This is a genomic window from Micromonospora sp. L31, assembly GCF_052068075.1.
GTDB lineage: Bacteria > Actinomycetota > Actinomycetes > Mycobacteriales > Micromonosporaceae > Micromonospora > Micromonospora purpureochromogenes.
On sequence record NZ_JBQHDC010000006.1, the window covers coordinates 164,755 to 189,933 of the forward strand.

Consider the following 25,179-nt stretch of genomic DNA (forward strand, 5'->3'; position numbering starts at 1 on the left):
GGGTGGCCGCCCCCAGGGGCTGCCACCCGTCGTCGCGTCAGGCCACCTGCCGGCGTGCCCGGCCGGTCACGTCAGCGCGGTGCTGCTCGTCTCAGTACCGTTCACCCCGGCCGGGCGGCTGTCCGTACCCGTACTGGCCGCCCCGCCGGTCGTCGTACCCGTCGTCGTGGCGCGGGCCGGAGCGCGGGTCCCGGGGGTGACGACGCGGAGGTTCCGCGCGTCCGCCACCGCCGTAGACGCCGCCACCTCGTGGGTCGCCGCCGCCGCGCGGTCCACCGCCGTTCGGCGCGCCGCCGGGCGGGCCACCCGGGCCACCGCCACGCGGGCCGCCCCCGCCCTGGGGAGCGCCCGCCGGGGCGCCACCGTAGACACCGCCGCCCGCCGGCCGACCGCCGCCGTAGACACCGCCACCCGGACGGCCCCCGCCCGGCCCGGCCGGACGCCCGCCGGCCGGCACCCCGGGCCCGTCGGGACGGCCACCGGGGTGGCCGCCGCCGTAGACGCCGCCGCCCCCGGGCGCGCGGCCCGGGGCGCCACCGGCCGGCGCGGGGCCGCCGTAGACGCCGGCGGCGGGAGCGCCGCCGTAGACCCCACCGCGCGGACCGTCCCGGTCGCCGGGGCCGAAGCCCTCGTCGGGGCCGCGGTCGATCGCCCCGGAGGAGAACGGGTCGTCGCCGTCCCGGCTGTCGTCGGCCGGGGCGGGCCGGCGCCGGGACCGCAGGATGCCGACGATGCCCGCGCCGACCAGCAGCGCGCCGAGCACGCCGATCGCGCCGATCAGGTACGTGATCTGGTCCAGGCTGAGCGAGTCGTACCAGGACTTCTCGGCCACCGGCTTCTGGAGGCCGTCGGCACGGGCGAGCGCCTCGGCCCCCGTCGTCGACGGGGTGTACGCGAGGATGTCGATCTGGTCGTCGGGGCTGAGCGTGCCGGCATCCGAGACGGTCAGGAACGTCTTCCCGTCCGGGGTGTAGGAGATCGCCTCCCCGAACGGGTCGGCCAGCGGGGTCACCAGCGGCTTGCCGGTGGTCAGCGCCGCCACGATGTCGTCGCCGGTCACGTCGTACTCGAAGGCGTCCGCGTAGGTGCGCAGCACCACCTTCGAGCCGTCGGGCGAGCGCGCCGCCCCGGTGATCGACACCCGGCCGAAGATGTTCATCGGGTTGTCGGTGGTGGTTTCCGGCAGCGCGATCTCGCCGACCTTCTTCATCGGCACCGGCTCGGTGTCGCCGTTGCGCAGCTTTCCGGTCGGCGTGTAGATCCCGGCCTTGCCGCTGGGCACCTTGGTGATCACCAGGGGGAGGTTGTCGGCGCCGACGAGCAGGGCCTCGGCGTCGTGCGGCTTCCCCTCCGGGTACGACAGCCGGTGCAGCACCGGCTCCTTGCCCCCGCCGATCGGCATGGTCCACACCGCGATCCGGCTGCGCCGGTCCTTACCCGGGTTGTCGCCGATGTCGGCGATCCAGAGGGTCTTGCCGTCCGGCGAGACGGCCAGGTCCTCGGTGTCGAAGGGGCCGGCCCCGGTGTAGCGGACCGGCTCCTTCGAGATCCGGCACTTCGTGTCGAGGTAGAAGACCCGCTTGCGGCTCTCCTGCAGCGAGCTGTCGTTGACCACGATGTAGCCGCTCCTGGTGGCCACCAGCCCGGACATCTCGCGCAGCCGCTCGTCGGTCACGGTGCAGCGCTTCTTGGGGGCGGGAGCGGAGGTCGCCGGTGCCGCCAGGGCGACACCGGTGGACGCCACGGTGGCCCCCAGCAGACCGAGGGCAACCGTGACCGAGGAAACAGCGCGGCGCATTGCGCCAGTGTCGCATGCCGCGGTGAACGGGCGTGTCACGCCGGGAGCGCTACCGCGCCCCGGCGACCGCCTCCACCGCGGCGTACGGCGCCAGCTCGGCGGCGAGCGCCGTACCGACGCGCACGTGCAGCAGGGTGCCCTCGGGCAGGTGGGAGGTGCTCAGCACCTCGCCCTGCCGGTGCAGCCGGGCCACCAGGTCACCCCGGTCGTACGGGAGCACCGCGCGGACCTCCACCGCCGGGCGGGGCAGCCGCTCCTCGACGGCCTGTCGCAGCCCGTCGATGCCGCGCCCGCTGTGCGCGGAGACGAAGATCGCGTCCGGCCAGAGCCGCTTGAGCCGCAGCAGGGTGTCCTCGTCGGCCGCGTCGGTCTTGTTGACCACCAGCAGCTCGGGCAGCCGGTCGGCGCCGACCTCGGAGAGCACCTCGCGGACCGCGCGGACCTGCTCCTCCGGGTCCGGGTGGGCGCCGTCGACGACGTGCACCACCAGGTCCGCCTCGGCGACCTCCTCGAGGGTCGAGCGGAACGCCTCGACGATCTGGTGCGGCAGGTGCCGGACGAAGCCGACCGTGTCGGAGAGGGTGTAGAGCCGGCCGTCGGAGGTGGTGGCCTTGCGGGTGGTCGGGTCGAGGGTGGCGAAGAGCGCGTTCTCGACCAGCACGCCCGCGCCGGTCAGCCGGTTGAGCAGGCTCGACTTACCGGCGTTGGTGTAGCCGGCGATGGCGACCGCGGGCACGGCGTTACGGGAGCGCCGGGCGCGCTTGGTCTGGCGTACCGTCTTCATGCCCTTGATCTCGCGGCGCAGCCGGGAGATGCGGGTGCGGATCCGGCGCCGGTCGGTCTCCAGCTTGGTCTCACCGGGACCACGCAGACCCACGCCGCCGCCGGCGCCGCCACCGCGACCGGAACCACCGGTCTGCCGGGACAGCGTCTCACCCCAACCGCGCAGGCGCGGCAGCAGGTATTCGAGCTGGGCCAGCTCGACCTGCGCCTTGCCCTCCTTGCTCTTGGCGTGCTGGGCGAAGATGTCGAGGATCAGCGCGGTCCGGTCGACGACCTTGACCTTGGTGCGCTGCTCCAGGTTGCGCAGCTGGGACGGCGACAGCTCACCGTCGCAGATGACGGTGTCGGCGCCGGTGGCGAGAACCATCGCGCCCAGGTCGTCGACCTTGCCCCGGCCGATGTACGTCGCCGGGTCCGGGCGGTTGCGCCGCTGGATCAGCCCCTCGAGCACCTGCGAGCCGGCCGTCTCGGCCAGCGCCGCCAGCTCGGTCAGCGAGTTCTCCGCGTCGTTCTGCGTGCCCTCGGTCCAGACGCCCACCAGGACCACCCGCTCCAGGCGCAGCTGCCGGTACTCGACCTCGGTGATGTCGGTGAGTTCGGTGCTGAGGCCGGGGACGCGCCGCAGCGACTGACGCTCCGACAGTTCCATCTCGCCGGTGGTGACATCGAGCTCCTCGTCCTCGAAGGGCACGAAGCTCTCCTGGTTCCGCAAACCGATCTCCTGTCCGTTTTTTGCCGCTAAGGAAAGTAATCCTGACATGTGGCAACGCCGGACGCACCTGCTATATGCCCGCCCCGGAGGTGGCAAAAGTCGGGGGCGGATGCCGGGCGACCTCGGCAGGCGGGTAGAAATGCCTGGCGAGCCGCTCAGCGTCGACGGAGGGACCCCGTGGCAATCACCCGACTACCGAGTGCCGGATTTTCGATCACGATCCGGATCGCGGTGCCCGCGGACGCCTCTTCGATCGGCCGGCTGACCACCGCGGTCGGTGAGGCCGGCGCGATCGTCACCGCCCTCGACGTGGTCGACTCCGACCCGACCAGCGTCATCGTCGACCTCACCTGCGACACCGCCGACGCCAGCCACGCCGACCAGGTGGTCGACGCGCTGACCGCGCTGGACGGCGTGGACGTGCGCAAGGTCTCCGACCGGACGTTCCTGCTGCACCTCGGCGGCAAGATCGAGGTCAGCCCGAAGGTGGCGCTGCGCACCCGCGACGAGCTGTCCCGCGCGTACACCCCAGGGGTGGCCCGGGTCTGCATGGCGATCGCCGAGAACCCGGCGGACGCCCGCCGGCTGACCATCAAGCGCAACACCGTCGCGGTGGTCAGCGACGGCTCGGCCGTGCTCGGCCTGGGCAACCTCGGGCCGGCCGCCTCGCTGCCGGTGATGGAGGGCAAGGCGGCGCTGTTCAAGCGCTTCGGCGGGGTGGACGCCTGGCCGGTGGTCCTGGACACCCAGGACACCGACGAGATCGTGCAGATCGTCAAGGCGATCGCCCCCGCGTACGGCGGGATCAACCTGGAGGACATCGCCGCGCCGCGCTGCTTCGAGATCGAGGCCCGGCTGCGCGAGGCGCTGGACATCCCGGTCTTCCACGACGACCAGCACGGCACCGCGATCTGCGTGCTGGCCGCGCTGACCAACGCGCTGCGCGTGGTGGGCAAGCAGCTCCCGGACGTCCGGGTGGTCGTCTCCGGAGCCGGCGCGGCCGGCACCGCGATCATGAAGCTGCTGCTGCGCCAGGGCGTGGGCGACATCATCGCGTACGACCGGCAGGGTGCCCTGCACCGCGGCCTGACCGGGCTCAATCCGGCCTGGCAGTGGCTGGCGGAGAACACCAACAAGGAGAACTACGCCGGCGACCTGCCCGGGGCGGTCCGCGGCGCGGACGTCTTCATCGGGGTGAGCGCGCCCAACCTGCTCACCGGCGACGACATCGCCACCATGGCGAAGGACTCGATCGTCTTCGCGCTGGCCAACCCGGACCCGGAGGTCGACCCGCGGGAGGCGCGCAAGCACGCCGCGGTCGTGGCCACCGGCCGCTCGGACCAGCCGAACCAGATCAACAACGTGCTCGCCTTCCCGGGCGTCTTCCGGGGCATGCTCGACGCGCACGCCGAGGAGTTCACCGAGGAGATGGCGCTCGCCGCGGCCCGGGCCATCGCGGACGTGGTCGGCGAGGAAAAGATCAACCCGACGGTGATCGTGCCCAGCGTCTTCGACTCCCGGGTCGCCCCGGCGGTCGCCGCCGCCGTCCGCGCCGCCGCCCAGAACCCGGCCACCGCGCCGCGACCGGCCGCCGACTCGGGCCCGGCCGACCTCCCCGAGATCGCCGCCAACGCCTCCGCGACCCCCTGACGCCCGCCTGCGGGTACGCCCGCTGACCCCGGACGGACGAGTCGGCTCAGCGCCACGTCCTGGCGGGTCGGCGGGTGCCTCAGGGGAGCAGGGTGGCGGGGGTGACGGTGCCGGTGGCCACCAGGACGGCCGGGCCGGCCAGCCAGCAGGAGTCGTCGGTGACGGTGACCGTCAGGCGGCCGCCGGGGACGTCCACCGCGACCGTGCCGGTGTCCCGGGCGGCGTCGCGCAGGGCCACCGCAGCCACCGCGCAGGCGCCGGTGCCGCAGGAGAGCGTCTCGGCCGAGCCCCGCTCGTAGACCCGCATCAGCACGTGCCCGTCGGTGCCGGCGACCGGCTCCCCCGAGGTGATGAACTCGACGTTCACCCCGGCCGGGAAGACGCCGGCGTCGTACTCGGGCGCGTGGGTCAGGTCGAGGGTGGCCAGCCCCAGCCCGGCCGGCAGCGCGCAGACCAGGTGCGGGTTGCCGACGTCCACCGCCGCGCCGGGCAGGGTCAGCCCGCCCAGGGTGGCGGTCGAGGCGTCGTACACCCGGGGGCGGCGCATCTCGACGGCGATGGCGTCGGCCTCGACCCGCGCGCGCACGACGCCGGCCCGGGTGGCCACCGGCAGCGCCGCGCCGGCGGGGGTGGCCAGCCCGTTCTCCAGCAGGTAGCGGACGAAGACCCGGGCGCCGTTGCCGCACATCTCCGCGAACGACCCGTCGGAGTTCCAGTAGTCCATGAACCACTCGGCCTCGTCCGCCAGGGCGGCGCCCTCCGGATGCTTGGCCGCCCGCACCACCCGCAGCACGCCGTCGCCGCCGACGCCGCGCCGCCGGTCGCAGATCGCGGCGACCAGCCCGGGCGTCAGGTCGAGCGCCCCGTCCGGGTCGGGCAGGATGACGAAGTCGTTGCCGGTGCCGTGGCCCTTGGTGAACTCCACGCCCCCATCATCCCCGATGCTCGCCGACCATCCGCAGCGCAGTGTCGACAAACGCCGGCGAGGCCGAGTCGAGCCAGTGGATCCGCCGGTCGCGACGGAACCAGGAGCGCTGCCGGCGGACGAAGCGCCGGGTGGCCCGGATCGTCTCGTCGTGCGCCTCGACCTCGGTCAGCTCCCCGGCCAGGAAGCGCAGCACCTGCTGGTAGCCGAGCGCCCGGCTGGCCGTCCGCCCCTCGGGGAGGCCGTGGCCGACCAGCTCGCGGGTCTCGGCGACCAGCCCGTCGGCCCACATCCGGTCCACCCGCAGCGCGATCCGCTCGTCCAGCAGCGCGGTGTCCAGGTCGACGCCGAGCTGCACCGACGGGTAGTACGGGGTCGGTTCGGGCAGCGAGGCGGTGAACGGCGCCCCGGTCAGCTCGATCACTTCGAGGGCCCGGACGATCCGCCGGCCGTTGCCGGGCAGGATGCCGGCCGCGGCGGCCGGGTCGGCCTCCGCCAGCCGGGCGTGCAGCGGGGCCGGCCCCACCGCCGCCAGCTCCGCCTCCAGCCGCTGCCGCACCGCCGGGTCGGTGCCGGGGAACTCGAACTGCTCCAGCACCGCCCGCACGTACAGCCCGGAGCCGCCGACCAGCAGCGGCACCCGGCCCCGGGCCAGGATGTCGTCGACCGCCGCGCGGGCCAGCCGCTGGTACTCCGCGACGCTGGCCGGCTCGGTGACGTCCCAGATGTCCAGCAGGTGGTGCGGCACGCCCTCCCGCTCGGCCGGGGTCAGCTTGGCCGTGCCGATGTCCATGCCCCGGTAGAGCTGCATCGAGTCGGCGTTGACCACCTCACCGTCGAGCGCGTGCGCCAGGGCGATGCTCAGCGCGGACTTGCCGGCGGCGGTCGGACCGACCACCGCCACCACCGTGCCGGTCACGCCGGCTCCCAGGACGCCACGACGTAGGCAACGCCGTAGGGCGCCGAGTAGTGGCGCACCTCGCCCCGCCAGTCGCCGCCGGCCGCGCGGGCCGCGCCGGCCAGCACCTGCCAGGGCGCCCGCCCGGCCACCCGCAGCTCTGCCGACAGCACCGGGTCCAGGCGGAGCAGGGCGTCGGCGTCCGCGTCGGCCAGGGCCCGGGCGACCCCATCGTCGTACGCCTCGGCGCGCGGGTCGTCGTAGCCGGGCGCCTGCCGGCCTCGGCACGCCGACCCGTCCCCCAGCACCAGCAGCGCGACCCGGCGATCGGGCTCGCCGGCGAGTGCCGCCCCCAGCTCGGCGCAGTCCGCCGGCGACAGGTCGGTCGCCACCGACCGGGCCAGCCGGGGCAGCGCGGTTCCCGACCGGCCGATCAGCCAGGCGCCGACGGTCAGGCTCAGCGGCAGCCGCTCGCCACCGGCGCAGTTGGTCTTCCAGAGCGGGACGCGCCGGTCCAACCCGTACGCCCGCAGCGAGCCGAAGTCCGCCGCGTCGAACGTGGTGGTCCGCGGCCCGTCGCCGACCAGCAGGACCACGTCCGGCGCGGCGGCGAGCAGCCTGGTGACGGCGTCGTCACAGGCGGCGCGGAGGTCGTCCAGCTCAGCGGCGGCGGCGCCGGCCAGCTCGGGCACGATCAGGGGCGGGTGGGGGCAGACGGCGGCGGCGACCAGAGGCACGGGTTCACGGTAGCCGGACGCGCCGGTGCGTCCCCGCGCCGATCCGGTCATTGCAGCGGTAGGACACCGTATGGTCACGGTCGACGACAGGCGCTTCACACTCACGGGGGCGGACCTGTGACAATGCCGGGAGTAACTTGGCTGCGCCGTGGCGGCGTTCGCGGGGTCCGCCCCGTCGACGCCGGGAGAACGAGGATGGGCACATGAGCGACTGGACTGCCTTCGGACGGGTGGACGCGGACGGCACCGTGTACGTCAAGACCGCCGAGGGCGAGCGGGTGGTCGGATCCTGGCAGGCGGGTGCCCCCGAGGAGGGGCTGGCCCACTTCGCCCGACGCTTCGCCGACCTGGTGACCGAGGTGGACCTGACCGAGGCCCGGCTCAACTCGGGCGCGGCGGACGCCGGCCACTCCCTGACCACGATCCGCCGGATCCGCGCCTCGCTGGCCGAGGCGCACGTCGTCGGCGACATCGACGCCCTCGCCGCACGGCTGGACAAGCTCGCCGCCGTCGCCGAGGAGAAGGCCGGCGAGGCCAAGGCCGCCCGGGACGCCGCCCGCGGCGAGGCGCTCGCCCGCAAGACCGCGCTGGTCGAGGAGGCGGAGAAGCTGGCCGCCGAGTCGACCGGCTGGAAGACCGCTGGCGACCGGCTCAAGGAGATCCTCGACGAGTGGAAGACCATCCGCGGGGTCGACAAGAAGGCCGACGGTGAGCTGTGGAAGCGGTTCGCGGCCGCGCGCGACGGGTTCACCCGCCGCCGGGGCGCCCACTTCGCCACCCTGGACCAGCAGCGCAAGCAGGCGCAGACGGTCAAGGAGGAGCTGGTCGCCGAGGCCGAGAAGCTGAAGGACTCCACCGACTGGGCGGCCACCGCCAACCAGCTCAAGGAGCTGATGAACCAGTGGAAGGCCGCGCCGCGCGCCTCCAAGGAGGCCGAGCAGAAGCTCTGGGAACGGTTCCGGGCCGCCCAGGACGCCTTCTTCAGCCGGCGTAGCGAGGTCTTCTCGGCCCGCGACAACGAGCAGCGGGCCAACCTGGAGCGCAAGCAGGCCCTGATCGCCGAGGCCGAGGCGCTGGACGTCGACGCCGACCCGAAGGGCGCGCAGGCCAAGCTGCGGGAGATCCAGGCGCAGTGGCACGAGGCCGGCCGGGTGCCGCGGGAGGCCGCCGCCGGGCTGGAGCGGCGGCTGCGGGCCGTGGACGACAAGGTCCGCGAGGTCATGGACTCGGCCTGGCGGCGGACCACCAAGGAGGACAACCCGCTGCTCGCCCAGATGCGGGCGCAGGTGGCCGAGGCCGAGGAGCGGCTGGCCCGGGCGCAGGCCGCCGGGGACGCCCGCCGGATCAAGGAGGCCGAGCAGGCGCTCGCCTCCAAGCGGCAGTTCCTCCAGCTCGCCGAGCAGGCCGGCTGACGCCGTAACGCTCCGGGAGCCCCGGTCCCGCGACGGGACCGGGGCTCCCGCGCATCTGCCCCCACCCCACACACCCCCCAAGACGCACATACAGAGAAAGCGGGCTCATTCCGCGACGGATAGGCCCGCTTTCCGGGAAAGTGCGCCCGCGGTGGGCCGGGGGTGGGCCGGGGGTGGGGAGAGCGTGGGCCTGGTGGGGGCGGTTGACGCATCGAGGTGTGCTGATCACAATGGGCGGCAGAGCCAGGTCAGGCCCCGGCGCGAGGGCATCGACGGTGGACACCGCCGTCGGGAGTCGCCGGTGTCCGTAGCGAGTGGAGGCGTCCGCGGGACGCCGTCCGCCGCGCGCTGTCCGCGTACCCGCGGAAGAGCGCGGCCACCCACCTGGCCCTCCGCCCCTCGCGCCGCCTGAGCACGGCGCGGCGGGGCATCCGAAGTGGAGCTCGCATGCACCGACCCACCGCCCTCGGCGGCGCGCTCACCGCGCTCGCCACCGCCGCGGCCGGCGTCCTCGTCGCCGCCGCCGTCAGCACCACCCCGGCGGCCGCCGCCGTCGGCGGCACCGGCACCGGCTACCTGCACACCAGCGGCAACAAGATCGTCGACAGCACCGGCGCCACGGTCCGGCTCACCGGCATCAACTGGTTCGGCATGGAGACGGACAACAAGACGTTCCACGGGCTCTGGTCGAGCAACCCGTGGCGCGGTCAGCTCGACAAGATGGCCAGCCTCGGCTACAACACGCTGCGCATCCCCTACTCCAACGACGCGCTGAAGCCGGGGGCGACCGCCAGCGGGATCAACGACTTCGTCAACCCCGACCTGGTCGGGCTCTCCCCGTTGCAGATCCTCGACAAGGTGATCGACTACGCCGGCGGCAAGGGGATGCGGGTCATCCTGGACCGGCACCGGCCGACCGCGGCCGGGCAGTCGCCGCTCTGGTACACCTCGACGGTCTCCGAGGCTACCTGGATCAACGACTGGAAGATGCTCGCCCAACGGTACGCGGGCAACCCGACCGTGATCGGCGCGGACCTGCACAACGAGCCGCACGCCGAGGGCACCAACCCGGCCGCCACCGGCGCCTGCTGGGGCTGCGGGGACACCGCCCGGGACTGGCGGCTGGCGGCCGAGCGGGCCGGCAATGCCATCCTCGGGGTGCAGCCGAACTGGCTGATCTTCGTGGAGGGGGTGAGCTGCCCCAGCGGCGGGCTGTCGAACGTCTGGGACGGCGACCCCAGCAACGACGAGGACTGCGGCTGGTGGGGCGGCAACCTCACGAAGGCCAAGGACTTCCCGGTCCGGCTGAACGTGGCGAACCGGCTGGTCTACTCGCCGCACGAGTACGCCACGTCGGTCTACCGCCAGACCTGGTTCGACGCCCCCGACTACCCGGCGAACATGCCGGCGATCTGGGACAAGTACTGGGGTTACCTGCACAAGCAGAACATCGCGCCGATCATGATGGGCGAGTTCGGCAGCACCCTCGCGGACCCGAAGGACAAGGTCTGGCTGGAGAACCTGATGGCCTACACCGGCACCGGCGTCAACGGGATGTCCTTCACCTACTGGTCCTGGAACCCGAACTCCGGTGACACCGGCGGCATCGCGCTGGACGACTGGACGAACATCAACACCACCAAGCAGGCCATCCTCCAGCCGTACCTGATCCCGCCGGTGGGCGGCGGTGGCCCGTCGCCGACGCCGACCACCCCGGGCCCGACGCCGACCACCCCGGCGCCGACCGGCGGCTGCACCGCCAGCTACCAGCAGGTCAACGCCTGGCAGGGCGGCTTCCAGGGCGAGCTGACGGTGAAGAACGCCGGCACCGCCGCGGTGAACCCCTGGTCGGTGACCTGGGCCTGGCCGTCCGGGGTGAGCCTGGCCAGCGGCTGGAACGCCACGGTCACCCAGTCCGGCACGACGGTCACCGCCGCCGCGCCCGACTGGTCGCGGTCCCTGGCGGCCGGGGCGTCGGTGACGATCGGCTTCACCGCCAACGGCGCGGCGTCCGCGTCGGGCACGGTGAAGCTCAACGGCACCGCCTGCTGACCGCCCCCGACACGCCGAGGGCCGGGGCCTCCGCGGAGGTCCCGGCCGTCGGCGGTGGCGTCAGTGCGCGGCGCAGCCGGTCGCCGGCGCGGGCGCGGCCGCCGGCGCGCCGACCGTGGGCAGCCCGAGCAGCACCCCGGGGGTACGCGGGGAGCGCCCCGCCTCGGCGGCGTCGCCGGCCCGGGTACGCCGGTGCGACAGCGGCTCGCCGTCGGCGTTGAGGTGGTGCGGGGCCGCGTACGTCACGGTGGTGTGCACGATGTCGCCGGGACGGATCTGCCCGACGAGCGAACCGGCGTCGCCGTGCTGGCCGTTCGCTCCGGCTGCGCCGGTGGCGAAGTGGACCAGCCGCCCGTCGCGGGCCCGGCCGGACATCCGGCCGGTGCGCTCGTCCTTGCGCCCCTCGCCGACGGCGACCAGCACCTCGACGGTCTCCCCCACCAGGCGCTTGTTCTCCGCCCAGGTGATTTCCTCCACGCAGGCGATCAGCCGCTCGTAGCGCTCCTGCACGACCTGCTTGGGCAGCTGGCCGTCCATGGTGGCCGCGGGCGTGCCGGGGCGCTTGGAGTACTGGAAGGTGAACGCCGAGGAGAACCGGGCCTCGCGGACCACGTCCAGGGTGCGCTGGAAGTCGGCCTCGGTCTCGCCGGGGAAGCCGACGATGATGTCGGTGGTGATCGCCGCGTCCGGCATCGCCGCCCGGACCTTCTCGATGATCCCCAGGTACTTCTCCGACCGGTACGAGCGGCGCATCGCGCGCAGCACGTCGTCGGAGCCGGACTGCAACGGCATGTGCAGCGAGTGGCAGACGTTCGGCGTCTCGGCCATCGCGGCGATCACGTCGTCGGTGAAGTCCTTCGGGTGCGGGCTGGTGAACCGGACCCGCTCCAGCCCGTCGATGTCACCGCAGGCGCGCAGCAGCTTGCCGAACGCGTACCGGTCGCCGAACTCCACGCCGTAGGAGTTGACGTTCTGCCCGAGCAGGGTCACCTCCAGCACGCCCTCGTCGACCAGGGCGCGCACCTCGGAGAGGATGTCGCCGGGGCGGCGATCCTTCTCCTTGCCCCGCAGGGAGGGCACGATGCAGAACGTGCAGGTGTTGTTGCAGCCCACCGAGATCGACACCCAGCCGGCGTACGTCGACTCGCGCCGGGTGGGCAGCGTGGACGGGAAGACGTCGAGGGATTCGAGGATCTCCACCTCGGCGGCGGTGTTGTGCCGCGCCCGCTCCAGCAGCACCGGCAGCGAGCCGATGTTGTGCGTGCCGAAGACGACGTCGACCCAGGGCGCCTTGCGGACGATGTCGCCGCGGTCCTTCTGGGCCAGGCAGCCGCCGACGGCGATCTGCATGCCGGGGTGCTTGTCCTTCACGGGGCGCAGATGACCCAGGTTGCCGTAGAGCCGGTTGTCGGCGTTCTCCCGGACGGCGCAGGTGTTGAACACCACCACGTCCGGGTTGTCGTCGACCTCGGCGGCGCGCACGTAGCCGGCCTGCTCCAGCAGGCCGGAAATGCGCTCGGAGTCGTGCACGTTCATCTGGCAGCCGTAGGTGCGCACCTGGTAGGTGCGCGGGCTGCTGGCGGCTGCGGTAGTCATGACGTGCACAGCGTATCCGGGCCGACCGGGTGGACCCGAACGAGGAGGAGCCATGTGCCGAAGCATCAAGACCCTGCGTGAGCCGTACGTGCCGGAGGTGACGCCGGCCGACATCGAGGCGGCGGCGTTGCAGTACGTCCGCAAGATCTCCGGCTTCCGCGCCCCGGCCGCGCACAACGCCGAGGCGTTCGACGCGGCGGTGCGCGCGGTGGCCGCCGCCACGGCGACCCTGCTCGACCAGTTGCAGGTCCGCGGCTCCCGCCCGGCGCGGGCCGGCTGAGCCCGGGTCGGCTGAGCGGGGGGCCGGCTGAGCGGGGGGCCGGCTGAGCCCGGGCCGGCTCAGTCGGGGCCGGCTGAGCGGGGGCCGGCCCCGGCGGGGGCGGTCACGGCGAGGTCAGGCCGCGGCGAGGGCCGGGTTGACCGAGTCGGGCGCCCAGCGCGAGCGGTGGCACCGGGACCAGCCCCGGCAGCCGGGATGGGCCAGCGTGCAGAGCCGCTGGTTGCTGAGCACCTCGCCGTCGTCGGTCTCGGTCACGTCGAAGTGCACCGGGCGGATCGTGCCGTCCGGCGCGACCAGCAGGTGCCGGCCGGCGTCGAGGGTGTCGTCGGTCAGCAGGCAGTTTCGGTCCAGCAGCCGGGCCAGCGCGGCGATGCTGGTGCGCTCGTTCAGCCGCTCGGGCACCCCGTAGCAGTCCACCACCGTGCCGAACTCCCCCGGCGCCTCCCACACGTCGCAGATCACCGCGTACGTGGGCAGCCGGGCCGGGTCGGCGACGGCGAGGGGCATCACCACCCGACCGAGCGCCTCGGCCAGCGCGGGATACACCTCCACGGGTGCCGCCCCGTCGATTCTCCAGTTCCACAGCTCGGTCATGCCGCCTCCTCGCTGCGTTCGTCCCACCGGCCTCCGGATCGGGCCTTACTGACGATGGTGGGGTGCATTTGACCTCAGCCGGGGGCAAGTTACCGGTCTGTGACCATTACGGGCAAAATTTCCTCGGGCGCCGTTGCACCGAGTAGCGGGAAGATGACAGTTTATCGGGTATGGTGCCCGATCCGGGCAACCGGGGCCGGCGGGTTCGTGTCGGATTCGCGCCTCGTGGCTCCTCCTCGCCGTGGACCGGCGGGCGGGTCAGCGGAGCACGAGGCGGTGCTCGCCGGCGGGCAGCAGCTCGCCGACCACGGTGCCACCGGGGACCTCGCCGGCGACCAGCAGCCCGCCGGAGGTCTGCGCGTCGGCGAGCAGCAGCCGGTCCGCCTCGTCGGTGGACCCGAAGTCGGTCCACGGGGTCACCCAGTCCAGGTTGCGCCGGGTTCCGCCGCTGACGTACCCGTCCCGGACGGCCTCCCGCGCGCCCGGCAGGTACGGCACCCGGGCGGTGTCGATCGCGATCGTGAGGCGGCTGGCCCGGGCCAGCTTCGCGGCGTGCCCGAGCAGGCCGAAGCCGGTGACGTCGGTGCCGCAGCGGATGCCGGCCGCGACCGCCGCGCGGGCGGCGTCGGAGTTGAGCGCGACCATCGAGGCGACCGCCTCGGCGAACCGCTCGCCGGTCCGCTTGTGCCGGGTGTTGAGCACCCCGACGCCGAGCGGCTTGGTCAGCGACAGCGGCAGGCCGGCCCGGCCGGCGTCCAGGGTGATCAGCTCCTCGGGGCGGACCACGCCGGTGACGGCCAGGCCGTACTTGGGGCCGTCGTCGTCGACGCTGTGCCCGCCGGCGAGGTGGCAGCCGGCCTCCCGGGTCACGTCCTGCCCGCCGCGCAGCACCTCGCGGGCCAGCTCCAGCGGGAGCACCTCGCGCGGCCAGCAGAGCAGGTTCAACGCGACCAGCGGGGTGCCGCCCATGGCGTACACGTCGGACAGCGCGTTGGCGGCGGCGATCCGGCCCCAGTCGTACGGGTCGTCGACCACCGGGGTGAAGAAGTCGGCTGTGCTGACCAGCCCGGTCCGCGCGTCCAGGCGGACCACCGCGGCGTCGTCGCCGTGGTCCAGCCCGACCAGCAGGTCGGCGGTGCCGGCGGCCCGGCCCAGCCCGGCCACCATCGCCTCCAGCTCGCCGGGCGGGATCTTGCAGGCGCAGCCGCCGCCACGGGCGTAATCGGTCAGGCGGACCCGGTCGGTCATCCCCACATGATCTCGGCGGAGCGCCACCACCGCCACTCGGACTCCCCCGCGGCGGGGCGGAATTCGGACTCCTGGGCACGGCCGGCAGTGGTGTTACCGCTCCGTGACCAACCAGGTTGCGTTCCGCCACTTCACCCCGCCTACAGTTGCCCAACCGGGGGTCGACCGACCCCGCTTCCGGGACAGACGACAGGGACGGTGTACGACGTGACGACGGGCGAACCGCTCATCGTGCTGGACGGGGTCAACAAGTACTTCGGCCCGCTGCACGTGTTGGACGACGTGTCGCTCTCCGTCGGCAAGGGCGAAGTGGTCGTGGTGATCGGCCCGTCCGGCTCCGGCAAGTCGACGCTCTGCCGGACGATCAACCGGCTGGAGCCCATCGACTCCGGCACCATCACCTTCGACGGGCAGCCGCTGCCCGCCGAGGGTCGGGCGCTGGCGAAGCTGCGCAGCGAGGTCGGCATGGTCTTCCAGTCGTTCAACCTCTTCGCGCACAAGACGATCCTGGAGAACGTCACCATCGGCCCGATCAAGGTGCGCAAGGAGAAGCCGGCCGTCGCCCGCGAGCGCGGCCTGGCCCTGCTGGACCGGGTCGGCATCGCCAACCAGGCCGACAAGTACCCCGCTCAGCTCTCGGGCGGCCAGCAGCAGCGCGCCGCGATCGCCCGCGCACTGGCCATGCAGCCCAAGGCGATGCTCTTCGACGAGCCGACCAGCGCGCTCGACCCGGAGATGGTCGGCGAGGTGCTGGACGTGATGACCTCGCTGGCCCGCGACGGCATGACCATGGTCGTGGTCACCCATGAGATGGGCTTCGCCCGGCACGCCGCGAACCGGGTCATCTTCATGGCCGACGGCCAGCTCGTCGAGGACGCCCCGCCGGCCGAGTTCTTCGCGAACCCGCGCAGCGAGCGGGCCAGGGACTTCCTCTCCAAGATCCTCACGCACTAGGCGTCCGTACGTGGAGCACGCCGTCCTCCGGCGGGCTCCGTCCAAGAAGGAGATGAGTATGCGTATCAAGCGCGTAGCCGCGCTCGCGGCGGCCGCCACCCTGGCGCTCGGCATGGCCGCCTGCGGCGGCGATTCCGACGAGGGCACCGGCGCCGGCAGCAAGTCGTTCGCCGCCGGCAGCACCATGGAGAAGCTCAACAAGGCCCAGAAGATCAAGATCGGCACCAAGTTCGACCAGCCGGGCTTCGGTCAGAAGGGCCTGTCGGGCAAGCCGGAGGGCTTCGACGTCGAGATCGCCAAGATCATCGTCAAGGAGCTCGGCATCCCCGAGGACAAGATCGAGTACGTCGAGACGCCGTCGAAGGTCCGTGAGGACGTCATCGTCAACGGCACCGTCGACCTCGTCGCGGCGACCTACACGATCAACGACAAGCGCAAGGAGCGCATCGCCTTCGCAGGCCCGTACTACGAGGCCGGCCAGAACATCCTGGTCAAGAAGGACGACACCACGATCACCGGCCCGGACTCCTTCAAGGACGGCACCAAGAAGGTCTGCTCGGTCACCGGCTCGACCCCGGCCGAGACGATCAAGCAGTACGTCAAGGACGTCGCCACCCAGCTGGTGCTCTTCGACACCTACGACAAGTGCCGGGACGCCCTCAACGGCGGCCAGGTCGACGCGGTCACCACGGACAACGTGATCCTGCTCGGCTACATCGCCAAGAACGAGGGTTCCTTCAAGCTCGCCGGCGACAACTTCACCAAGGAGCCGTACGGCATCGGGGTGAAGAAGGAGGACGCCGCGTTCCGCACCTTCATCAACGACACGCTGGAGAAGGCGTTCGCCGACGGCAGCTGGAAGAAGGCCTGGGACGACACCGCCGGCAAGTTCGGCGCGGAGCTGGGCACCGCCCCGACCGTCAACCGCTACTGATCTGATCCTTCGATCGCCGAGGGTGGGGAGGAACACCGACCCGTGAACGTGCTCATCGACAAGTTCGACGTCTTTGCGGGTGGTTTCTGGCTCACCCTCCAGATCTGCGTACTCGCCGCGATCGGCGCCCTGCTCCTGGGCGCCGTCGTGGCGGTACTCCGCATCTCCCCGGTGCCGCCGCTGCGCGCGGTCGGCACCGGGTATGTGAACGTCTTCCGGAACATGCCGCTGACCGTGGTGATGTTCTTCGCCGCCTTCGGCCTGCCGGCGCTCGGCTCCAACGCCGACTTCCTGCGCATCCCCGGCCTGGACGCGGTGTTCAGCCGGCTCGACACCGACCTGCCGTACTTCCGCTTCGCCCTGATCGCCCTGGTGCTCTACACCGCCGCGTTCGTCTGCGAGGCGCTGCGGTCCGGGGTGAACGCGGTGCCCGCCGGGCAGGCCGAGGCCGCGCGGTCGCTCGGCCTGACCTTCGGCCAGAACCTGCGGTACGTGGTGCTGCCGCAGTCCTGGAAGGCCTCGGTGGTGCCGCTCGGCTCGGTCATCATCGCGATGATCAAGAACTCCGCGCTGGCCGGCTTCTTCGGGGTCGTCGGCGATCTGTCGGCCACGGCCGACCAGCTCACCGGAGCCGAGGGCTACGCCTTCATCCCGGTCGCCATCGGCATCTCGATCGGCTACCTGATCATGACCGTGCCGCTCGGCGCCCTGCTGGACCGGATCGAGAAGCGACAGGCGGTGGCCCGATGAGTCAGCAGACCAGCGTCCTCTACGACGTCCCCGGCCCCCGCCAGCAGCGGATCACCCTGATCAGCAGCGTGATCGCCGGGGTGGCCATGCTCGTCGGGGCGTACTTCCTGATCTACCGGCCGCTGGACGAGAAGGGCCAGTTCTCGATGGAGCTGTGGGGGCCGCTGGTCGACCCCTCCAACGAGAACTTCTCCCTGGTCTGGGACCGGATCGGGCTCGGCTTCAAGAACACCCTGATCGCGGCGGCGCTGGCCATCGTCGCGTCGTTGCTGATCGGGACCCTGCTGGCCGTGCTGCGCATCCAGCTCAAGAGTCTGACCCGGCGCCGCTTCACCGGGCTGGCGACGCCGGTGGCGTACCTGCTGCGCGGGCTGAGCCTGCTGCTGTCGGCGGTCACCCGGGTCTGCGTCGAGGTGTTCCGCGGCCTGCCCGTGGTCATCACCATCTTCTTCGTGGCCCGCGGGTTCCCCGAGTTCGGCGCCTCGTTCGACACGCTCTGGTACCTGGTGATCGGCCTGACCATCTACAACTCGGTGGTCATCGCGGAGATCCTCCGCTCCGGCATGGAGGGGCTGCCCGGCGGCCAGGGCGAGGCCGCCGCCGCGATCGGCCTCTCGCCGATGCAGGCCACCCGGATGATCCTGCTGCCGCAGTCGTTCCGGATCATGCTGCCGGCGCTGATCAGCCAGCTGGTCGTCGTGCTCAAGGACACCTCGCTCGGCTTCATCATCAGCTACGAGGAGACGCTCAACATCGGCAAGCAGATCATCGGCGTGCTGGGCAACCCGATCCAGGTCTACGTCGTGATCGCCGTGCTCTTCATCGTGGTCAACTACTCGCTGTCGAAGCTGGCGCAGTACCTTCAGCGCCGGCTCTCGCAGGGCCGCAAGACCGCCGGCACCCCGGCGCAGAACCCGCCGCCCGCGGCGCTCATGTCGCAGAGCGAGAGCAGCGGTACGGGCCTCTGACCCGACGTACGACGAGAGGGCCGGCCCACGCGGGCCGGCCCTCTTCGTCTGCGTACCGTCAGCGGGCGATCTCGGTGACTCGGGACTCGCGGACCACGGTCACCCGGATCTGCCCCGGGTAGGTCAGCTCCTCCTCGATCTGCTTGGCCACGTCCCGGGCCAGGACCGCCGCGCCGATGTCGTCGACGTCCTCCGGCTTGACCATCACCCGGACCTCCCGGCCCGCCTGCATCGCGAAGACCTTCTCCACGCCGAGCTTGCCGGCCGCGATCTCCTCGATCCGCTCCAGCCGCTTGACGTACGCCTCCAGGCTCTCCCGCCGGGCACCCGGCCGCCCGCCCGAGCAGGCGTCGGAGGCCTGGGTGAGCACCGCCTCGATGGTCTGCGGCGGCACCTCGTTGTGGTGCGCCTCGATGGCGTGCACCACGTCCTCGCTCTCGCCGTACTTGCGGGCCAGGTCGGCGCCGATGATGGCGTGCGAGCCCTCCACCTCGTGGGTGAGCGCCTTGCCGATGTCGTGCAGGAACGCGCACCGCTTGATGGTGGGAATGTCCAACCGCAGCTCGGCGGCCATGATCCCGGCGATGTGCGCGGTCTCCACCAGGTGCTTGAGCACGTTCTGCCCGTACGACGTCCGGTAGCGCAACCGGCCGAGCAGGGTGACCAGCTCCGGGTGGATCTCGGTGATCCCGACCTCGACCAGGGCGTCCTCGGCGGCCCGGTGGCAGAGCTCCTCCACCTCCTGGCGGGCCAGGTCGTGCACCTCCTCGATCCGGTGCGGGTGGATCCGGCCGTCGAGGACCAGCTTCTCCAGGGTGAGCCGGCCGACCTCCCGGCGTACCGGGTCGAAGCAGGACAGCAGCACCGCCTCGGGAGTGTCATCGATGATCAGGTTGACCCCGGTGACCGACTCGAAGGCGCGGATGTTGCGCCCCTCCCGGCCGATGATCCGCCCCTTCATCTCGTCGCCCGGCAGGTGCAGGACGCTGACCACGCTCTCCGCGGTCTGCTCGCTGGCCACCCGCTGGATGGCGTCCACCACGATGTGCCGGGCGCGCTGCTCGGCGGTGTTGCGGGCGTCGGACTCGATGTCCCGCACCAGCAGCGCGGCCTCCCGCTTGGCCTGCGTCTCGATCGCCTCGATCAGCTCCGCCCGCGCGGCGTCGGCGGTCAGCCCGGCGACCCGTTCCAGCTCACGGCGGCGCTGCTCCTCGGCGGCGGCCAGCTCGGTCTCCCGCTCCACCAGCCCGGCCTCCCGCCGCGCCAGCTCGGCGCTGGCCGCGGTGAGCTGCCGTTCCCGCTCGGCCAGGCGCTCGACCTCCTCGGTGTGCAGCCGCTCCCGCTCGTCCATCCTGGCGGCCCGGCGTTCCACCTCGGCGGCCTGCTCGCGGGTGGTGGCGGCGAGGACGGCCACCTCCCGCTCACCGCTGCGCCGGGCGGCGGTCCGCAACTGCTCGGCGTCGGCCTCGGCCTGCCGGTGGGCCCGCTCCAGGATGGTGTCCGCCTCGGCACGGGCGTCGTCGAGCACCCGGCGGGCCTCGGCCCGGGCCGACTTCGCCTCCGCCTTCGCGGCGGCCGCCTCGGTCCGGGCGGCGGCCGCGGCGGACTTCGCCACGTCGATGGTGCTGTTCGCCTCGTTGGCGGCGCTGCGCAGCGCCGCCAGGGACTGCTCCTGGCGGTCCTTTTCGGCGATGAAGGCCGGGTCCTCCGGGGCCGGGGCCGCGCGGAAGCCGCGGATCGCCCGGACGCCGAAGAGCACCGCGCCCACGACGACCAGCGCCAGCAGCAGCACGGCGACGAGCAGCACCACCTCGACGCCGCTCATCTCGGCGCCCCGTCACTGCCGGGCGCGAGGTCGGACCGCTCTACGCCACCGGCGGACCCCCGACCGCCGACACCCCCTGGGGACCCGTGGTCCCTGTGCCGCCCCGTCATGGCCGCCTCCCCTGAACGTCGACACCGTGGAGGTTCGTGCCGGTGGGCACGCGCCTCCACGGCCCTGGACGCCCGACCGAGCGGCTGGCCGCGGGTACAGCTCTCCGTCGGCGGTGCCCCGCAGGGCATCGTCGACCGCCGGGTGCAGTTGTCGGATCGCCTCCGGACCGGCTGTCCGGAGCGACCGTCAAAGGCCGGTGGAGCTGGCCAAAGTGATGCTGTTCTGTTACGCGATCTATGTTGTGCGCTTAGCCTGCGCTGGTCGGGCAATGTGAGCCTGTAGGGCGAGGCTAGGTCGCCGAGGGCCGTTCGGTCAAGAACTCATGATCAAACCCCCCGAACGGAGCGAAGTTGAGCCGTCACCCGTTGCTGATGGCATGACGGACAGCAGCGGACAAACGCCCCGACGATCCGGGGTGCCCGTCGCCTTCCGGACCTGCTCACGGCCCCGGCGGGGGCCACTGGGAGCGCGGGATCTGGAGCCGCCGAGGGCGGGGGGTCAGCAGGCGCCGAGCGCGCGGGTCAGGAGGCGCCGAGGGCGCGGGCGGCGGCGACCAGGGCGGCGTTGTCGGGGGCGGGAGCGCCGTCCGGGAGGCCGAGGGTGTCCTCCAGGCCGATCCGGGTGTCCAGGCCCCGGCGTACCGCCTCGGCGAGCACCGGCCAGGCGGCAGCACCCTCGCCGTGCAGCAGCACCGGCGGGCCAGCCGGGGCGAGCAGCGCGAGCATGGCGTCGGCGTCGGCCAGCGCCCGGGTCGGGTCGTCCGGGGTGCACTCGACGAGGACCCGCCCGACCGGCACCCGCCACCCCCGTTGGGCGCGGACGGCCTGCGGGGTCCAGAGGCCGGCCTCGACCAGTACGCCCCGCTCGTGCAGTGCGGCGGCGACCGCCTCCGCCCCCTCCTCGTGCGCGTTGACCGACGCGAAGTCGGGCAGCACCGTCCAGGCCCGGACGGCGGCGACCCGGGCGGCCGGGTCGGGCTCGATCCACGCCCCGGTGCTCACCCCGACGGGGAGCCCCGGACGGGCGGCCCGGACGGCGGTCACCGCGTCGGCGATCACCGCCGGCGCCATCGACTCCACGCCGGAGGCGTCGCGGGGGTGGACGTGCACGGCGGCCACGCCGAGGGCGGCACAGCGGGCCGCGTCGGCGGCCAGCTCGGCCGGGGTGACCGGCACGCCGGGATGCTCGTCGCGGCTCCGGCCGCCGTTGAGACACGCCTTCAGCACCGGATCATCCTCTCCCGCCCGGACGCCACCGGCATGATCAGCTCCGGCCGTCTCGCGGATGCCGGGCGACACCGGGCCGCAATGGACGGCACCCGGGCGGAGCGGCGCGGGCTTCCCGCTGCGGGACGTCGCTCAGCCGGTGCGCGGGCGTCTCGCGGGGAGGCGTTGGTCAGTCGGTGGCGCGGGTGTCGCGGTCCAGTTCGCCCTCGGCCTCGGCCAGGGCGTCAGCGTCGATCTGCTCGGCGAACTCGGCCGCCTCGGCGCTCTGCGCGGCGAGGGCGTCCTTCACGGCGCGGATCGCCACGCCCGGCGGGTAGCCCTTGCGGGCGAGCATCCCGACCAGCCGGCGGAACACCGCGTCCGGTTCGCCTCGGGCGGTGCGCAGTTTCCGGTCCACCAGGGCGCGGGCGGTCTCCGCCTCGGTCTCCTCGTCCAGCTCGCCGAGCGCCTCGCTGGCCACGTCGCCGTCCACGCCGCGCTGGCGCAGCTCGTTGGCCAGCGCCCGGCGGGCCAGGCCCCGACCGGTGTGCCGGCTGGAGACCCAGGCGCGGGCGAAGGCGGCGTCGTCGATGATGCCGACCTCGTCGTACCGGTCGAGCACGTCGGCCGACACCTCGTCGGAGATGCCCCGCTTGGCCAGCGCGCCGGCCAGCTCGGCCCGGGTACGCGGGCGCACCGCGAGCTGCCGCAGGCAGATCTCCCGGGCCACCTCGGCCTCGTCGCGCGGTGGGGTCGGGGTCGCCTCCGGCTCGGTCTCGTCGGACCGGCCACGACGACCTCGACGGGGCCGTGGGGTGGTGCCGTCACCCGCTCGGGGCGGGCTGGCATCCCAGCCCCGCCCCGTGCGGGCGCGTCGTCCTGCCACTTAGCCGGCGGCCGATCAGAAGTCGACCGGCGGCAGTTCCGGGCCGCCGGCGGCGTCGCCCGCGCCGACCCCGACGCCGAGCTTCTCCAGGATCTTCTTCTCGATCTCGGCGGCGACGTCCGGGTTCTCCTTGAGGAACTCCCGGGCCTTCTCCTTGCCCTGGCCGAGCTGGTCACCGTCGTAGGTGTACCAGGCGCCGGACTTGCGGATGATCGCCTGCTCCACGCCGACGTCGATCAGCGAGCCCTCGCGGGAGATGCCCTTGCCGTACATGATGTCGAACTCGGCCTGCTTGAACGGCGCGGCGACCTTGTTCTTCACGACCTTGACCCGGGTGCGGTTACCGACCACGTCGGTGCCGTCCTTCAGGCTCTCGATGCGGCGCACGTCGAGTCGGACCGAGGCGTAGAACTTCAGCGCCCGACCACCGGTGGTGGTCTCCGGGCTGCCGAACATCACGCCGATCTTCTCGCGGAGCTGGTTGATGAAGATCGCCGTGGTGCCGGTGTTGTTGAGCACACCGGTGATCTTCCGCAGCGCCTGGCTCATCAGCCGGGCCTGGAGGCCCACGTGGCTGTCGCCCATCTCGCCCTCGATCTCGGCGCGCGGCACCAGAGCGGCCACCGAGTCGATCACGACGATGTCGATCGCGCCGGAGCGGACCAGCATGTCGGTGATCTCCAGCGCCTGCTCGCCGGTGTCCGGCTGGGAGACCAGCAGGGCGTCGGTGTCGACGCCGAGGGCCTTCGCGTAGTCCGGGTCGAGCGCGTGCTCGGCGTCGATGAAGGCGGCGATGCCGCCGGCCCGCTGGGCGTTGGCCACCGCGTGCAGGGCGACCGTGGTCTTACCGCTGGACTCGGGACCGTAGATCTCGACGACCCGGCCGCGGGGCAGGCCGCCCACGCCGAGCGCCACGTCGAGCGCGATCGAGCCGGTGGGGATCACCGAGGTCTGGATGACCGGCCGCTCCCCCAGCCGCATCACCGAACCCTTGCCGAACTGCTTGTCGATCTGAGCGAGAGCAAGGTCGAGTGCCTTCTCCCGATCGGGCCCTGCGGCCATGTTTGCCACCCCTGCCTTCGCCGGCGTCTTTCCTGAGCTTCGCGTCACGCGGGACACGCTAGGCGCTGGGTCCGACAGAAAACCAGCCGACGGGCCGTGAGCTGTGGACGAGCACCCCGCTGTGGACAATAGCCGAACAGGTGTACGAGTCGGCAAGCGACACGCGGGAGCGACGAGAACGCCGCTCAGCGTAGCCGGGCGGGCACCCGGTCGGGGTAGGCGGCGACGACGGCCCGCCACACCACGTGGGTCTGCTCACCCGAGGCGAGCGCCTGCTCGATGGTCCGCCCGCCCAGCTGGGACAACACCTGGTCGCGGGCGATGCTGGCCGCGTAGCCCGGCCCGAAGGCCTCGTCCAGCCGGGCCCAGAAGTCGGTCAGCCGCACGTGATCAGTCCTCCTCGTCCGGTGCCGCCACCGGCACCGGACGCAACGCTAGCGCCACCAGGGGCACCACCGCGATCGCCGCCAGCAGGGTCAGCACCGGATAACCCGCCGCCCGCATGACAAACCCGCTCAGGGCGGCGGCGCCGGCGCCGGCCAGCCCCATCGTCAGGTCGGAGAGACCCTGCACGCTCGGCCGGATCGCCGCCGGCACCGACTCCGACAGCAGGGTGGAGCCGGCCACCATGGTGCCGGACCAACCCAGCCCGAGCAGGGCCAGGCCGACCGAGAGCCGGGGCGTGTGGTGCCCGGCGGTGCCGGCGACCGCGCACGCGGCCAGCAGCAGCCCGACGCCGCCGAGGACGACCGCGCGCCGTCCCACCCGGTCGGTGAGCCAGCCCACCAGCGGGCTGAGCGCGTACATGCCGGCGATGTGCAGGCTCAGCACGATGCCGACCACCCGCAGCACGTCGGCGTCGCCGTGCGACTCGCCGAGGCGTACCGGCGTCATCGACATCACCGCGACCATCACCACGTGGCCGACCGCCACCGCCGCGATGCCGAGCCGGGCCGCCGGGCGGTCGCGTACCACCTGCCAGGCCGCGCGCATCCCCGCACCGCGCCGGGCGGTCCGCGCCGGCGCGGCGACGGCCTCGGCCGGCGGGGTGACGTCCGCGACGGCGGCCGCGACCGGGGCGTCGGCCGCCGCCAGCCGGCGCGCGGTGAGCAGCGGGTCGGGCCGCAGCAGCACCAGGAGTACGACGGCGGCGAGCACGAACGCGGCGGCGCTGAACGCGAACGGACCGGCCAGCGGTGGCAGTCCCCACCCGCTGGTGGTGCCGTCGGCGAGCGCGGCGAAGTTCGGCGCGGCCACCGCGCCGATGGTGGTGGCCCAGACGATCAGCGACAGCTGGCGGCCCCGGCGGGCCGGCTCGGCGAGGTCCACCGCGGCGTAGCGGGCCTGGAGGTTCGCCGCGGTGCCGCCGCCGAAGAGCAGCATGCCGAGGAAGAGCAGCGGTACGGAGCGGGTGACCGTGGCGAGCACCACCAGCACGGCGCCGACGGCGCCGGACAGGTAGGCGACGGCCAGCCCGGGTCGCCGGCCGTGCCCGTTCATGATCCGGGTGACCGGGACGGCGAGCAGCGCCCCGCCGACCACGGCGGCGCTCTGCGCCAGGCCGGCGACGGCGGTCCCGGCGACCCGGGCGGCGAGCAGCGCCCCCACCGAGATGCCGATGGTGACGCCGATCCCGCCGATGATCTGGGTGCTGAACAGCAGGCGCAGGGTCCGTCGCTGGATCGGCGCGACGTCCGGCCGGGTACGGGTCGGCGCGGTCAGGTCGGTGGCCATGCGGCCTCCTCGGTAAGGGGTCAGACGCGGCCCCATCCTTGCAAACCGGCCCCGCCCCGGGGGAC

The 25,179-nt window shown here is 73.1% G+C and carries 22 protein-coding genes; 8 read left to right on the plus strand and 14 right to left on the minus strand.

Annotated features, from left to right (window positions below; translation table 11 throughout):
• Window positions 1-91: 91 nt before the first annotated feature.
• The gene (locus tag ACTMS9_RS18245) at window positions 92-1,798 is read right to left on the minus strand and encodes a hypothetical protein (RefSeq protein ID WP_441144279.1); all 1,707 of its coding nucleotides are present in this window, start codon (window positions 1,796-1,798) and stop codon (window positions 92-94) included.
• A 49-nt stretch (window positions 1,799-1,847) separates the two neighbouring features.
• Window positions 1,848-3,293, minus strand: coding sequence for a GTPase HflX (gene hflX / locus ACTMS9_RS18250; RefSeq protein ID WP_441165547.1), 1,446 nt, complete (start codon window positions 3,291-3,293; stop codon window positions 1,848-1,850).
• Between the two features lie 177 nt (window positions 3,294-3,470).
• Here hflX and ACTMS9_RS18255 point away from each other — a divergent pair, with 177 nt between their 5' ends.
• The gene (locus ACTMS9_RS18255; protein ID WP_441144283.1) at window positions 3,471-4,943 is read left to right on the plus strand and encodes an NAD-dependent malic enzyme; all 1,473 of its coding nucleotides are present in this window, start codon (window positions 3,471-3,473) and stop codon (window positions 4,941-4,943) included.
• A 79-nt stretch (window positions 4,944-5,022) separates the two neighbouring features.
• Here ACTMS9_RS18255 and dapF read toward each other — a convergent pair whose 3' ends face one another.
• From dapF to ACTMS9_RS18270, 3 genes are read right to left on the minus strand one after another with little or no spacing between them, the layout of a single operon-like run.
• A complete protein-coding gene (dapF, locus tag ACTMS9_RS18260; protein WP_441165548.1) occupies window positions 5,023-5,868 on the minus strand; it encodes a diaminopimelate epimerase in 846 nt (281 codons plus the stop codon).
• A gap of 7 nt (window positions 5,869-5,875) precedes the next feature.
• Window positions 5,876-6,901: a tRNA (adenosine(37)-N6)-dimethylallyltransferase MiaA gene (miaA, locus tag ACTMS9_RS18265; protein WP_441165662.1), complete on the minus strand. Its 1,026-nt coding sequence runs from the start codon at window positions 6,899-6,901 to the stop codon at window positions 5,876-5,878.
• Window positions 6,784-7,554, minus strand: a complete 771-nt coding sequence (locus tag ACTMS9_RS18270; RefSeq protein ID WP_441165549.1) for a hypothetical protein — start codon at window positions 7,552-7,554, stop codon at window positions 6,784-6,786. The genes miaA and ACTMS9_RS18270 overlap by 118 nt, the downstream gene beginning before the upstream one ends.
• A gap of 152 nt (window positions 7,555-7,706) precedes the next feature.
• Here ACTMS9_RS18270 and ACTMS9_RS18275 point away from each other — a divergent pair, with 152 nt between their 5' ends.
• Both ACTMS9_RS18275 and ACTMS9_RS18280 read left to right on the plus strand, forming a co-directional pair.
• On the plus strand, window positions 7,707-8,915 hold the full coding sequence (locus ACTMS9_RS18275; RefSeq protein WP_441165550.1) for a DUF349 domain-containing protein: 1,209 nt from the start codon (window positions 7,707-7,709) through the stop codon (window positions 8,913-8,915).
• 447 nt (window positions 8,916-9,362) lie between these two features.
• Window positions 9,363-10,967, plus strand: coding sequence for a cellulase family glycosylhydrolase (locus tag ACTMS9_RS18280; RefSeq protein WP_441165551.1), 1,605 nt, complete (start codon window positions 9,363-9,365; stop codon window positions 10,965-10,967).
• A gap of 60 nt (window positions 10,968-11,027) precedes the next feature.
• Here the strand turns inward: ACTMS9_RS18280 and miaB are convergent, their stop codons facing one another.
• Window positions 11,028-12,563 carry a tRNA (N6-isopentenyl adenosine(37)-C2)-methylthiotransferase MiaB gene (gene miaB / locus ACTMS9_RS18285; protein WP_441165552.1) on the minus strand — a complete coding sequence of 512 codons (1,536 nt, stop codon included), beginning with the start codon at window positions 12,561-12,563 and terminating at the stop codon, window positions 11,028-11,030.
• A 52-nt stretch (window positions 12,564-12,615) separates the two neighbouring features.
• Between miaB and ACTMS9_RS18290 the strand changes: the two genes are divergently transcribed.
• A complete protein-coding gene (locus ACTMS9_RS18290) occupies window positions 12,616-12,843 on the plus strand; it encodes a DUF2277 domain-containing protein (protein WP_154942825.1) in 228 nt (75 codons plus the stop codon).
• Window positions 12,844-12,957: 114 nt separating this feature from the next.
• On the opposite strand, the gene ACTMS9_RS18295 is transcribed toward ACTMS9_RS18290, so the two are convergent.
• Complete coding sequence (locus ACTMS9_RS18295; RefSeq protein WP_280836429.1) at window positions 12,958-13,437, minus strand: hypothetical protein; 480 nt, start codon at window positions 13,435-13,437, stop codon at window positions 12,958-12,960.
• Window positions 13,438-13,695: 258 nt separating this feature from the next.
• A complete protein-coding gene (selD, locus tag ACTMS9_RS18300) occupies window positions 13,696-14,685 on the minus strand; it encodes a selenide, water dikinase SelD (RefSeq protein WP_441165553.1) in 990 nt (329 codons plus the stop codon).
• Window positions 14,686-14,883: 198 nt separating this feature from the next.
• On the opposite strand from selD, the gene ACTMS9_RS18305 reads away from it, so the two are divergent.
• Genes ACTMS9_RS18305 through ACTMS9_RS18320 form a run of 4 tightly spaced genes read left to right on the plus strand, consistent with a single transcriptional unit; the run spans window position 14,884 to window position 18,291 of the window.
• On the plus strand, window positions 14,884-15,639 hold the full coding sequence (locus ACTMS9_RS18305) for an amino acid ABC transporter ATP-binding protein (protein WP_441144296.1): 756 nt from the start codon (window positions 14,884-14,886) through the stop codon (window positions 15,637-15,639).
• A 58-nt stretch (window positions 15,640-15,697) separates the two neighbouring features.
• Window positions 15,698-16,573, plus strand: coding sequence for a glutamate ABC transporter substrate-binding protein (locus ACTMS9_RS18310; RefSeq protein WP_350797597.1), 876 nt, complete (start codon window positions 15,698-15,700; stop codon window positions 16,571-16,573).
• Window positions 16,574-16,615: 42 nt separating this feature from the next.
• Entirely contained in the window at window positions 16,616-17,323 is a 708-nt protein-coding gene (locus ACTMS9_RS18315) for an amino acid ABC transporter permease (RefSeq protein ID WP_154942820.1), read from the plus strand.
• Window positions 17,320-18,291 carry an amino acid ABC transporter permease gene (locus ACTMS9_RS18320; RefSeq protein ID WP_441165554.1) on the plus strand — a complete coding sequence of 324 codons (972 nt, stop codon included), beginning with the start codon at window positions 17,320-17,322 and terminating at the stop codon, window positions 18,289-18,291. Before ACTMS9_RS18315 ends, ACTMS9_RS18320 begins: the two co-directional genes overlap by 4 nt.
• A 58-nt stretch (window positions 18,292-18,349) precedes the next feature.
• Here ACTMS9_RS18320 and rny read toward each other — a convergent pair whose 3' ends face one another.
• The 6 genes from rny to ACTMS9_RS18350 all read right to left on the minus strand — a co-directional run bounded on the left by rny (window position 18,350) and on the right by ACTMS9_RS18350 (window position 25,114).
• On the minus strand, window positions 18,350-20,116 hold the full coding sequence (rny, locus tag ACTMS9_RS18325; protein ID WP_441144301.1) for a ribonuclease Y: 1,767 nt from the start codon (window positions 20,114-20,116) through the stop codon (window positions 18,350-18,352).
• Between the two features lie 632 nt (window positions 20,117-20,748).
• Window positions 20,749-21,453 carry a 3-keto-5-aminohexanoate cleavage protein gene (locus tag ACTMS9_RS18330; RefSeq protein ID WP_441165555.1) on the minus strand — a complete coding sequence of 235 codons (705 nt, stop codon included), beginning with the start codon at window positions 21,451-21,453 and terminating at the stop codon, window positions 20,749-20,751.
• 169 nt (window positions 21,454-21,622) lie between these two features.
• Window positions 21,623-22,318 carry a regulatory protein RecX gene (locus ACTMS9_RS18335; protein ID WP_210779465.1) on the minus strand — a complete coding sequence of 232 codons (696 nt, stop codon included), beginning with the start codon at window positions 22,316-22,318 and terminating at the stop codon, window positions 21,623-21,625.
• Window positions 22,319-22,333: 15 nt separating this feature from the next.
• The gene (recA, locus tag ACTMS9_RS18340; protein ID WP_088963361.1) at window positions 22,334-23,380 is read right to left on the minus strand and encodes a recombinase RecA; all 1,047 of its coding nucleotides are present in this window, start codon (window positions 23,378-23,380) and stop codon (window positions 22,334-22,336) included.
• 185 nt (window positions 23,381-23,565) lie between these two features.
• Complete coding sequence (locus ACTMS9_RS18345) at window positions 23,566-23,766, minus strand: DUF3046 domain-containing protein (RefSeq protein WP_088963362.1); 201 nt, start codon at window positions 23,764-23,766, stop codon at window positions 23,566-23,568.
• 4 nt (window positions 23,767-23,770) lie between these two features.
• On the minus strand, window positions 23,771-25,114 hold the full coding sequence (locus ACTMS9_RS18350) for an MFS transporter (RefSeq protein ID WP_441144306.1): 1,344 nt from the start codon (window positions 25,112-25,114) through the stop codon (window positions 23,771-23,773).
• Window positions 25,115-25,179: the final 65 nt, after the last annotated feature.